Origin of the sequence: Amycolatopsis vancoresmycina (assembly GCF_000716785.1) — a bacterium.
GTDB lineage: Bacteria > Actinomycetota > Actinomycetes > Mycobacteriales > Pseudonocardiaceae > Amycolatopsis > Amycolatopsis vancoresmycina.
The window spans coordinates 1-297 of record NZ_JNYY01000073.1; the positions used below are offsets into that span (position 1 = coordinate 1).

Genomic DNA, 297 nt, shown 5'->3' on the forward strand with positions numbered 1-297 from the left:
CATTGTTGGAGAGTTTGATCCTGGCTCAGGACGAACGCTGGCGGCGTGCTTAACACATGCAAGTCGAACGCTGAACCACTTCGGTGGGGATGAGTGGCGAACGGGTGAGTAACACGTGGGTAATCTGCCCTGCACTCTGGGATAAGCCTTGGAAACGAGGTCTAATACCGGATATCACCTCCTACCGCATGGTAGGTGGTTGAAAGTTCTGGCGGTGCAGGATGAACCCGCGGCCTATCAGCTTGTTGGTGGGGTAGTGGCCTACCAAGGCGACGACGGGTAGCCGGCCTGAGAGGG

At 57.2% G+C, this 297-nt stretch carries 1 rRNA gene; it reads left to right on the forward strand.

Going from position 1 to position 297, the window contains the following annotated elements:
* Positions 1–2: 2 nt before the first annotated feature.
* Positions 3–297 (forward strand): 16S ribosomal RNA (locus OO60_RS44370); the annotation flags it as partial.